Genomic DNA, 10,448 nt, shown 5'->3' on the forward strand with positions numbered 1-10,448 from the left:
GAGCGCATTCCAGCCCACACACCTTCCGCCAGTGCAGGTGCCGGTCTTCTGAAACATATGGCGTTTCAGACGGCTGTTGGCATACATATCTTCCGGCGCCCGGACTATCGAAAGATACCGGCTGATTGGCTCGCCAGTCAAATCTGAGGTTGTGGTCAATATTTCCCGCTCGGCCGGGTCATCGAGAAGTCTATAGGTCTGGGCGTGCCCTTCAACGGTGTTTCGGGTCGCGGGATGACTCGTTACATCGGCTATTAATTCCCCGAATTTGTAGATATTGGGGCGCATTTTTCGCAGCGATTCGAGGTAGGCGGAATATGTTCTTAATGCCATAATTGCTCCTGGCTGGACGGCGTTTGCTCAAGAATTCATATAAACAATATACAAGATTGTGAATTTTTTCGCAAACGGATATTAACCGCCTGTGACACAAAAGCGGGCAGGAATCGCTCCTGCCCGCTTGAAAAATCGATACTAATCCCGTCTTACGGCTTCAGAATCAGGTAGAAAGGCTTGGAGCCGGAATGCTCCGGCTTGGTCGTGGCATTGCTCTGGAAATGATTGTTTGTCGCGGCAATGGTAATCTGCACCGAATCAAGCGGAAGCAGATTGACGTCATCGACTTTGCCGGTGTTAAGCGCCCGCGCCATTACCAGCGACCATGTCCAGTTGGTATTGACCCCGCTGCTGTCGAATCTGGCAATTGCCCGAACGTTGTTGAGACTGTTGTTGTTTCGGTCGGCCGCGGCATAAATGGTCGAATCAATGATAAACCCCGGCACTATGAAATTCTCGGGCCAGTAATCGTTATCTATCGGGTCATACTTTACGGTGTCATCCAGATATAAAAAGACTCCCGTGTAAGCCGAGGTATCTTCATGCACCCAGAAAGGCTGTCCGGCGTCATGATTATTGCGGTAAACGTATTTATTGATTACGGCGTCGGAATTGGTGCCGGCTGCGCCTATCCACTGGTCTTCGGCCATCTTCCCAGGAAATGTAGAAGTTGACATCCATTTCCAGGCGTCGGCGTTGCCACCGCCGGTGGTCGCCATTCCGGAAGTATGGCACATGGTGGCGCAATCAGCCTTCTCCGTGCCATTATTGCCGCCGTCGAATATGACAAAAAACATATCCTGTCCCACCAGGTCGCCAAATTCCCAGGTCTCTATCGGGGTAGTCAGTCTTCTGAGGCGATTTGCCCGAAGATGCGCCGAGGCATCTTTCCAGCGGGCGCGAACATAAAGGGTATCGTTCTTCTTAATCGCCTTCATCATTACATTCTGCTTCCCCAGGTTGCTGTTGAAGCCATAATTGGCGGGGTCGCCGCCGATTTCAATAAGAACCGAATCTACCTGGCCCCAGACCGCTTCGTTGACATCATTCATCAATGGCGCGGTCACGGTGGTATCGACAACCAGGCGCGGCGCCGGTGTCGGCGGAGGAGGAGGATTGGTCCCACCGTTGTCACCGCCGCATCCGGCTCCAATGACCGCCAGCATTAAAATAATCGGGGTAAATAGCTTCTTCATTTCTCCTCCGCAATTTGATTTTGATTACAATCAAATTAATCTATTCCCGGGGAACTGTCAATCGGCTATTTATGAATTTACGGCTGACCTCTTTCAGACGCGAAAGGAAGAGCGTCAGAGTTTTTTGAGGACTATCATGGTCAGGTCGTCATGAATGTGGGAATTGTGCGCGAACTCCCTGACACGGTAATAGATTTTCTGAAGCAACGCCGTCGCGTCTAACGGGCGCGTTTCCTTGAGCGTTTCTATCAATCGCTCCACCCCGAATTCCTGCCCCTGGCTGTCAGTCGCCTCGGTAACGCCATCGGTATAGAACAGAATAATATCCCCCGACTGCAGAAAGATAGGCCGCTCTTCATAATCAAAGTCAGGAACTATCCCCAGCGCCAGCCCCCCTTCTTTCAGAAACTCAACCCGGTCGCCTCGCAGCAAAATCGGACGGTTATGCCCGCAGTTGGAAAAAGTAAAAATATCGTTCTTGGAATCGAGGACGCCATAAACAGCGGTGACATAATTGCCCCGCTCCACCGACTCATAAATCAGCGAATTTACTTTCTTGCAGATGGTTCTGATGGCATAATTATTCCGTATCTCGGCAATCAGGGAGGCTCGGAAGGAAGCCATTATAAGCGATGCCGGTATCCCTTTGCCAGCCACATCGGCAATGGCGATTCCGGTCTGGTTGTCGATGATTTTGATGAAATCATAATAGTCGCCCCCGACTTCACCCGAGGCGATATTTACTCCGGCGATATCATACCCCGGTATTGATGGGTTCTCCTTCGGAAGAAAGGTCAGCTGAATCTCGCGCGCTATCGCCAGCTGCTCCTCCAGCCGCTTGTTTTCAAGCATTTTATTATGAAGCATCGCCCGCTCTATCGATATCGCCGCCTGACTGGCGAAGGCGGAAATCAATTCCAGGCTTTTCCGGTTGTACGCCGCCGGGTGATTCGATTCCAGATTCAGAACCCCAATTATCCGCCCATCAATCTTTAGCGGGGCGACAATTTCTGATTTTGTCGAGGGGTTGGCGGCAACATAGCGGCTGTCGGTCGCAACATCCGGGACTATCACCGCCTCTCCGGTCTTTGCCACCCAGCCGACCAGCCCCTGCCCTATCTGCAGATGAATCTGCTCCTCGTATTTCGGGTCATACCCTTGTGAGTGAATGGTGCTGACTTCACTCAGTTCTTCATTTATCAGAAAGACGCCGGCAGCATCGAATCCGACCACTTTCTGCAGAGAATCGAGTATCAGATTCAAGATTTCATCGATATTGAGCGTGCTGGAGAGACGCTTTCCGACTTCGTACAGAAGTTGCCGCTCCATCGCTTCGTGCTTGGCTTCACGATAAAGACGGGCGTTGTCGATGGCTACCGCTATCTGATTGGCAAGCCCCACTAAGGTGTCGAGGTCATGCTCGTCAAATGAGCCGTTTATCTTATTGATTGCTTCGATTACGCCAATCATCTGCCCGCGGCCAATTAGCGGTATGGCAAGCACCGAGCGGAATTTTATATCCCCAATCTCTTCAACCGGACGGTAAAACCGCGGGTCACTGCCGACATCATTGCTGATAACCGGCTCCTGGTTTTCTGCCACCCATCCGATTATCCCCTGACCCTTGGGAAGAGTCAGATACTTGACGGAGTAATCCCTCCCGTTGAAAAAGCGGGCTTTCATGACATCGGTCGTCTTATCGACACGGTACACCAGAGCCGCTTCGGCATCGGTGGCATCTACCGTAAGTTCCAGCACCAGACGCATCAACTCCTCATATTCCAGAGTCGAGTTGAGCATCCGGGCGGCATGCAGGAACAGTTTCTCTATTCTGGTTTGGTCAGCCATATCTAACTTCCGTTAAGTCTTCCAAATAAAGGATGAGCGGCGCAAAGTCAAGCAAGCATCTGTCAAAAAGCCGATATCTCGGCTTTGCTTCTGGATAACGGTTTTAAAGAGCCAAAGTTTAGACAAAATTGGCAATTCTGATAATCGACAGAGTCGTAACAATTTATCCCACGGCGAGAACGACGGTCGATGGCAAATTACAGCCAGAGCGAGCGATCCAGTGAGCGATAATGAATGGACTCGGCGATATGGGCGACGTCGACCTCCGCCGCCCCTTCGAGGTCGGCTATGGTCCGCGCTACTTTAATTATGCGGTCGTAAGCCCGCGCCGAAAGTCCCTGACGGGTTATCGCCAGATTCAGCAGAGATTTCGATTTTTCATCGATGGGACAATAGGTTCTTAAATCTTTCGACTGCATATGGGCATTGCAGAAAATCTTTTTCTCTCCGGCGAACCGCTCCAGCTGAATCCGCCGCGCCTTATTGACCCGATTGCGAATCGATTCCGACTTCTCTCCTGATGATTCCGCCGAGAGCTCTTTGAATTTCACAGAGGGAACGTTGATATGGATATCGATTCTATCCATCAAGGGACCTGAAATCCGCGACATATACCGCTGAATGCCGGCGGTGGTGCAGTTGCATTCATGCGAACTGTCTCCAAAGTATCCGCAGGGGCAGGGGTTCATCGCCGCCGCCAGCATAAATGAAGCGGGATAGGTCAGCGATGTCATCGCTCGTGAAAGGGTTACATGTCCATCTTCCATCGGCTGACGAAGCACTTCCAGAGCATCCTTATGGAACTCGGCGATTTCATCCAGAAAGAGCACCCCGTGATGAGCCAGTGAGACCTCGCCCGGCTTGGGAATTCTTCCCCCGCCAATTAAACCGGCGTCAGAGACAGTATGATGCGGCGAGCGGAACGGCCTGGTGGCAATAAGGGCGGTGTTTCCCGGCAGAATCCCTGCTACCGAATGAATCTTGGTTGTCTCCAGCGCCTCTTCGAGAGTAATATCAGGTAGAATGGTCGGCAAGCGGCGCGCCAGCATGGTCTTCCCCGACCCGGGAGGACCAATCATAATAATATTATGTCCTCCGGCGGCGGCAACCTCCAGCGCTCGCTTTGCTGATTCCTGCCCTTTGACATCCGAAAAGTCGACATCATAATGTCGAGACGATGAAAAGACGGAGGCGATGTCCAGTTCAAATGGCTTAATCGAGGTTGGGTCTTCCAGAAACTGCACCGCTTCTTTCAAGGTAGCGACCGGATACACATTAAGACCACTTGCCATCGCTGCCTCCGAGGCATTGTCCTTCGGCACGATAATCCCCCGTATCCCGTTGTTCTTTCTCACCTGCATTGCCATCGGCAACACCCCCGGAACAGCCCGCACTGCGCCATCCAGAGAGAGCTCTCCCAGAATCACAAAATCGTCAAAGCTGTCTTTAAGTATCTGTCCGGTCGCGGCGAGAATCCCCACGGCGATAGGCAGGTCAAAAGCCGACCCCTCTTTGCGAATATCGGCCGGAGCCAGATTGATAGTAATCTTCTTGGAGGGAAATATGAAATCAGAGTTCTTTATAGCGGCGGTGACCCTTTCTTTCGACTCCCGCACAGCCCCATCGGGAAGCCCGACCGTTACGAATAGTGGAAGTTGCTGCTGTATATCGGCTTCAACCTCAACCAGGTATGCATTTACTCCCAGCGTTGCCGATGAATAGACCTTGGCTAACATAATAGTTTAACCTTTCAAGTTTGAGCCTGCACGGGTCACCGCCCGCATTATCTCGACTCCCGCCGTCCCGCGCCTAATATCGCACAGGGCGGTGACAAAGGATGTCAGTGAAAATTGAGGTGATTAGAAAAAGAAGGGAGTCAGACTGGTTGCCCCACCAAACGCCACTCGGGAATCGACAAGATATCTGATTGAATAATATGGACTTAGCAGTACAACTTATGCCCCGCCAACGCTGCCGAAAAAGGGCTATGACACCGCTGTTGGCTAAGAATCGATGAGTTTGCCGGTCATTTGACCCAGAGGCGAATCTCCCGGTAAAACGGGGTTGTCACCGTCCGGAAGATAACATCCCGGCTGTCGGTGGTGTATCCGTAGCGGGCTTCCGGTATCTCGTCTGGATTGCATATCTGGGGATAGGTGAATTCTTCCGTCACAAACAGGGAATCGCCGCTAAAAAGATAGGTACCGGTAACATCACAGAATTTCCGCTCTTTATCTTCCGCCGCCACCACCATTCGAAAAGTATCGGGACGGATAAATGTGTAAGTTACCGTATCAACTTTTATTTCTTCATTGGGACCCTGCCAGTCATTGACGACCCGGTAGATTCCTTTATACACCCCCGGCGCAAATGCCACCTTACTGTCGGCGCCGTTCTCGCTGCAGGAAACCGCCAGGACCAATAGAAGAATAGCCAGCAAAAGGGATCTAATTCCTGTCTGTCTTATATTATTCATAAACTCCTTCTTTCGACGGTAGGTAACAAACCGGGCAACAATATTGTCAGGCAAGATAATATCATTGGAAGCGATGGGCAAGCCGAATCTCCTTACGGCAACTGTCGGTCACTTGTGTCATCAGAAGCGAATCAACCTGACCGTTCGACAGAGTCCGTCTTATCTGAAAGGCTCCCTCGGGATATTCCGACACCTCGCAACTGTCGAAAATTCCTACGACATTAAGAAATGTAATAACGTCCGTTAATCTATAGTAGCCCACCGCGTCGCAAAGCAAGCGCGGTCGCTTGTCGGAATCGGCGACTTCCATCCAGAATTTAAGGTCGCTGAAAAGCCAGTCTACGTCCTGGACTAAACTGGTGTCAAATCCGTTCTGGTTTGACCTTAAGGCTATATATTCCCCCTTGTATCTGGATTCAGGAAATCGGGGAACATCAGTAATCCGCGTCTCATCGCTTTCGCAACTCGATAGTATCATTAAGAGAAACGCCGCTATCATTGGCTTATTGACCACAGTCATGAATCTCCGGTGTTTTAAATTAGAGACGGTCTTGCCGGCAGAATGTGCGTCAAAAACAGGTCATCAGAAAAAAACGCCTCCTTCGTGGGGAGGCGTTGTAAAATCGGCTCAATCCTGCATCATTGCGGCTTTTTCTTAAGTCGCAACTCTTTTTTCATCGTCCCTTCTATCTGCTCCAGATAGAGAGAATCGATCTGATTGTCAGACCCGATGGTTCGGCGCAGACCAAAAGTCCCATCCGGAACATCCCGCGGGTCGCACTGGTCGCCGCCGGTATTGGGGTCGCTCAGGGTTATGTTTGTCTCCAGCTTATAATTGCCGGACATATCGCAGAAGACCTTTGGGCGCTGGTCGGTTTTGGTTGCCTCCATCCAGAACTTCTGGTCGCTGAATGTCCAGACCACCCACTGCGAAACCGTGGTCCCGCCGCCGCTGCTGCCGTAATCGCGCGTGACTATATATTCCCCGTCATAGACCCCGCGCAACGACTGGGGAGGCTCCACCACGATATCTTCAGCGCACCCCGCCATTATCGCTACGGCTAATACCAACCAGAATAATTTCGCCATTACTTATCACTCCTCCAAACTATTATAATTTTTCTGCCAAATTATACATAAATTTGGCCTGAATTTCAATCGATTTTTTTGGCGACTGCTACTATTAAAGACCGCCCAAGAGGCGTTTCTGTTCAATCTTTTCTGCTATCCGGCAGATACGAGGCGGGACCGCTCTTATTGCTTCTGCATCTTTTCCTTAATAAACGGCACCTCGAGAAGTTCCTCAATCGTCTCAACGGTATAGTCAGCCTCTTCTTTGGGATACCGCACCATCTGGTTCCGGTTGATGCCGGTTAGTAGGCGAATCGCTTTCATCCCAAGAAGTTTCGCCGGAACGATATCGTTGTCCTGACGGTCCCCAATCATGGCTGTTTCATCCGGCCGGCTTCCCAGCGCTTCCATAATTGTCAGGAAATGCCGGACATCCGGTTTGGAGAACCCTATCTGCTCGGAAACCTTCTTGAAATCGAAATATTCCAAAATGCCGGCTTTTTCGAGGAAGCGATAAGCCCCTTCATTCTGATTGGCCGCAATCCCCAGCCGAAAGTGTCGTTGAAGTTTTGCCAGTAGCTCTTTTATGCCGGGCTGAAATTTGAAATGCTCTTCCAGCGGGAACCGGTCAAATTCTTCCCGCAGACGATAGAACAGCCCTTTGTCCGGTTTTACCGCCTGCCAGATGACGTATGAGTAGACCGAGGGAGCGTAGCATCGCACCGCTTCTTGAAGGTAATGCTCTATCTCATAATCGTTGAGCGCTTTTCCGGTGTGCTCAAAGACCAGCATTTTCAGGCGGTTGTGCCAGGCTTTCTCCGCCTCGTTCTCGATGACAACAGGCCCGCCGACATCTATAAGTAGCGTGGTAATGGTGCTCATCTAATCTCCCTCTATGACAGGCTTGACTCTGATTAAAAAGCCCCGCAAAGGCGGGGCTTTGGCGAAATATTACCGCTTATTTGTCCCGCTCGGAGGTTTTTTTCTTCTCTTTTATAGTCGCCTGAGCCGCCGCCAGGCGCGCTATCGGCACCCGGAAGGGGGAACAGGAAACGTAGTTCAGTCCAGTCCGGTGACAGAAATCGATGGAATCGGGGTCCCCGCCATGTTCGCCGCAGATGCCGATTTTCAAATCGGGTCGGGTGCGGCGCCCTCCTTTGACTCCCAGGTCAACCAGATATCCGACCCCCTCCTGGTCGATACTGACAAAGGGGTCTTTGGGAAGTATCCCCTTGTCTACGTAATATCTCAGGAATTTGCCGGCGTCGTCGCGCGAGAATCCCATCGTCATCTGCGTCAAATCGTTGGTGCCAAAGCTGAAAAATTCCGCTTCGGTGGCGATTTCATCGGCAACAATGGCGGCGCGAGGGATTTCAATCATGGTGCCAACTGCATACTCGAGGTTCTTTACCTTAAATTTGGTGGTCACCTCTTCCGCCACTCGCCGCACAATTTCAATCTGATTTCTGAGTTCATTGATATGCCCCACCAGCGGAATCATTATTTCCGGCACCACATGTTTCTTATCGCGGGTGACCTGGCAGGCGGCTTCGATTATCGCCCGAACCTGCATTTCCGTTATTTCCGGAAAGACTATTCCGAGACGGCATCCCCGATGTCCCAGCATCGGGTTAATCTCTTTCAGCTCGTCAATGCGTTGAAGAATTTTTTTCTTCCGGGCAAGGGTCTCGTCATAATGCTCGTCGGCTTTGTCCAGTTCCTCGATTTCATTTTCGATTTCTCTTTTATCCGGGAGAAATTCATGCAACGGCGGGTCGAGCGTCCGAATGGTCACGGGGAGTCCATCCATAACCTCGAAAAGGGCACGGAAATCGGCTCTCTGGAACGGAAGCAATTTATCCAGGGCTTGCTGGCGCTCTTCGGTGGAATCAGCCAGAATCATCTCCTGCACGACAGGGATTCTATCTTCGGAGAAAAACATATGCTCGGTGCGGCAGAGGCCGATTCCTTCGGCGCCGAATTTCCGCGCCTGTTTGGCGTCACGCGGCGTATCGGCATTAGCGCGCACTCTTAACTTCCTGATTTCATCCGCCCAGGACATATATTCGGCAAACTCTCCCGACAGCTCCGGTTCGATGGTCGCCACCGGCCCGAGCATAACTTCGCCAGTCGAGCCATTTAAAGTAATGATTTCTTTCTCTTTGATTATCAGTTTGCCAATCTGGAGCTGCTTTTTGGCTTCATTGACCCGGGCGGCTTCACAACCGGCCACACAGCATTTCCCCATGCCACGAGCCACCACTGCCGCATGGGAAGTCATCCCCCCGCGAGAGGTAAGTATTCCGGCCGCGGCATGCATCCCTTCGATATCATCGGGGTTGGTTTCCTGTCTCACCAGAATTACCGGGTCGCCCCCTTTAGCCGCCTTGACAGCCGCTTCGGCGGTGAAATAGATGGCTCCCGAGGCCGCTCCCGGAGATGCCGGCAGCCCGCGCGCTATGACTTCATATTCCGCCTTGGGGTCGAGGCGGGGATGCAGCAACTGGTCCAGTTGCGCCGGCTCCAGCCGCATTATCGCCTCTTCTTTGGTAATCAGTTTTTCCTTGACCATATCAACGGCGATTTTCAACGCCGCCTGCACCGTTCTTTTGCCGGTGCGAGTCTGCAGCATGTACAACTTTCCCTGCTGAATTGTGAATTCAAAGTCTTGAACATCCCGATAATGCTTCTCCAGCCGGGTAGTGATTTCTTTCAACTGTTTGTAAACTTCCGGCATTTCCGCGCCAAGTTGTGAAATCGGCTGCGGCGTTCTGATGCCGGCGACGACATCCTCCCCCTGAGCGTTCAGCAGATATTCACCGTAGAACTCTTTCTCGCCGGTGGCTGGATTGCGGGTGAATCCCACTCCGGTCCCGGAGTTATTCCCCATATTTCCGAAAACCATCGCCTGTATATTGACGGCTGTGCCAAGGTCGCTGGGAATATTATTCAGTTTGCGATAACTTATTGCCCGCGGATTATTCCAGGAACGGAAGACGGCGTCGCGCGCCATCCGCAACTGCTGCCAGGGGTCATCCGGAAAGGATTCGCCCGTCTTCTTCTTGATTATCGCCTTAAACTTCTTAACTATATCACTCAGGTCCTCAACCGAGAGCGAGGAATCCTGTTTAATGCGCCGCTCTTTTTTCTTCGCTTCAATAACTTCTTCGAATTTCTCTTTGTCTATTCCGAGCACAACATTGCCGAACATCTGGACAAACCGGCGGTAGTTGTCATAGGCAAAGCGGGCATCGCCGGTCTTTTTCACCAGACCTTCCAGGGTATCTTTGTTGAGACCGAGATTGAGAATCGTATCCATCATTCCCGGCATCGAGAATTTGGCGCCGGAGCGGACCGAAACCAGCAGCGGGTTACCGGGGTCGCCAAATTTGGCTCCCATAACTTCCTCTATCTTCGCCATATATTTAGGAAAATCGCGGTCTATTTCCTCAGGAATCTCGAGATTATTCTGATAGTAGACTTTGCAGACTTCGGTGGTGATGGTAAAGCCGGCCGGGACC

At 51.5% G+C, this 10,448-nt stretch carries 9 protein-coding genes; all 9 read right to left on the reverse strand.

The features are described from left to right. The coding region (locus AB1690_13390) for a 4-hydroxyphenylacetate 3-hydroxylase N-terminal domain-containing protein (GenBank protein ID MEW6016300.1) at positions 1-333 on the reverse strand (333 nt) is incomplete at its 3' end. Between the two features lie 152 nt (positions 334-485). Further along, positions 486-1,532: an ethylbenzene dehydrogenase-related protein gene (locus AB1690_13395; protein MEW6016301.1), complete on the reverse strand. Its 1,047-nt coding sequence runs from the start codon at positions 1,530-1,532 to the stop codon at positions 486-488. Between the two features lie 114 nt (positions 1,533-1,646). Next, positions 1,647-3,380 carry a SpoIIE family protein phosphatase gene (locus AB1690_13400; GenBank protein MEW6016302.1) on the reverse strand — a complete coding sequence of 578 codons (1,734 nt, stop codon included), beginning with the start codon at positions 3,378-3,380 and terminating at the stop codon, positions 1,647-1,649. 197 nt (positions 3,381-3,577) lie between these two features. Beyond that, positions 3,578-5,116, reverse strand: a complete 1,539-nt coding sequence (locus tag AB1690_13405; protein MEW6016303.1) for a YifB family Mg chelatase-like AAA ATPase — start codon at positions 5,114-5,116, stop codon at positions 3,578-3,580. A 290-nt stretch (positions 5,117-5,406) separates the two neighbouring features. Further along, positions 5,407-5,856, reverse strand: a complete 450-nt coding sequence (locus AB1690_13410; protein ID MEW6016304.1) for a hypothetical protein — start codon at positions 5,854-5,856, stop codon at positions 5,407-5,409. A 61-nt stretch (positions 5,857-5,917) separates the two neighbouring features. After that, positions 5,918-6,376, reverse strand: coding sequence for a hypothetical protein (locus AB1690_13415; protein MEW6016305.1), 459 nt, complete (start codon positions 6,374-6,376; stop codon positions 5,918-5,920). A 119-nt stretch (positions 6,377-6,495) separates the two neighbouring features. Then, positions 6,496-6,945 carry a hypothetical protein gene (locus AB1690_13420; GenBank protein ID MEW6016306.1) on the reverse strand — a complete coding sequence of 150 codons (450 nt, stop codon included), beginning with the start codon at positions 6,943-6,945 and terminating at the stop codon, positions 6,496-6,498. Between the two features lie 165 nt (positions 6,946-7,110). Next, positions 7,111-7,809 (reverse strand): HAD family hydrolase, encoded by a 699-nt coding sequence (locus tag AB1690_13425; protein MEW6016307.1) that lies wholly within the window; start codon positions 7,807-7,809, stop codon positions 7,111-7,113. A gap of 76 nt (positions 7,810-7,885) precedes the next feature. Beyond that, on the reverse strand, positions 7,886-10,448 hold a 2,563-nt coding region (ppdK, locus tag AB1690_13430), incomplete at its 5' end, for a pyruvate, phosphate dikinase (protein ID MEW6016308.1).

This window comes from Candidatus Zixiibacteriota bacterium (genome assembly GCA_040753495.1).
GTDB lineage: Bacteria > Zixibacteria > MSB-5A5 > GN15 > PGXB01 > DYGG01.

Coding starts and splice junctions, on each gene's coding strand:
- AB1690_13420 (MEW6016306.1), bottom strand. CDS start 6,945: ATGGCGAAATTATTCTGGTTGGTATTAGCCGTAGCGATAATGGCGGGG.
- AB1690_13415 (MEW6016305.1), bottom strand. CDS start 6,376: ATGACTGTGGTCAATAAGCCAATGATAGCGGCGTTTCTCTTAATGATA.
- AB1690_13405 (MEW6016303.1), bottom strand. CDS start 5,116: ATGTTAGCCAAGGTCTATTCATCGGCAACGCTGGGAGTAAATGCATAC.
- AB1690_13425 (MEW6016307.1), bottom strand. CDS start 7,809: ATGAGCACCATTACCACGCTACTTATAGATGTCGGCGGGCCTGTTGTC.
- AB1690_13400 (MEW6016302.1), bottom strand. CDS start 3,380: ATGGCTGACCAAACCAGAATAGAGAAACTGTTCCTGCATGCCGCCCGG.
- AB1690_13395 (MEW6016301.1), bottom strand. CDS start 1,532: ATGAAGAAGCTATTTACCCCGATTATTTTAATGCTGGCGGTCATTGGA.
- AB1690_13410 (MEW6016304.1), bottom strand. CDS start 5,856: ATGAATAATATAAGACAGACAGGAATTAGATCCCTTTTGCTGGCTATT.